General features: G+C 57.0%; 1 protein-coding gene. It reads left to right on the top strand.

The window, feature by feature from the left end:
• Positions 1-117: 117 nt before the first annotated feature.
• Positions 118-511, top strand: a 394-nt coding sequence (locus tag HT737_RS31090) for an MCP four helix bundle domain-containing protein (protein ID WP_374011230.1), incomplete at its 3' end; no start/stop codon positions are given.

The raw sequence follows: 511 nt of genomic DNA, 5'->3' as shown, positions 1-511 counted from the left end.
CCCAGAGCTCCCGGCCATCCATGCCTGGCAGGCCCGAAGGGTTAAAAGCGTCTTATAAATGAAACACCGCCCTCGGCTACTACTCCCCGCATTTCGASTTAGGCACGAGGAATCACTGTGAAGAACTKGRCGTTGCGCATCRACGCATTTTGGCGAGCTTTTGCGGTGATTATCGCCATCATGTTGCTGATGGTCGTTGTTTCGTATTCCCGCCTGCTGAAAATCGAAGCCAGTGAAAGCAGCGTGCGTGATGACGCCGTTCCCGGCGTCTATTACAGCTCGATGATTCGCGGTGCGTGGGTCGACAGTTACCTGCAGACCCAGGAACTGCTGGGGCTCAAGGAGGGGCAGGGCATCAGCAGTGAAGATGCGGCGGACTACAAGGCGTTCGAGACGCGCCTGCAAGAGCAGATGGCCAACTATCGCAGCACCGTCACCACCGACGAAGACCGGGTCGAGTTCGCTGCGTTCGAGAAGGACCACGACACCTACATGCAGATTCAGGATCAGG

Origin of the sequence: Pseudomonas sp. MD195_PC81_125 (assembly GCF_014060985.1) — a bacterium.
Taxonomy (GTDB): Bacteria; Pseudomonadota; Gammaproteobacteria; order Pseudomonadales; family Pseudomonadaceae; genus Aquipseudomonas; species Aquipseudomonas parakoreensis.
The sequence above is the reverse complement of the archived record's forward strand: the minus strand, read 5'-3'. Positions and strand labels throughout refer to the sequence as shown.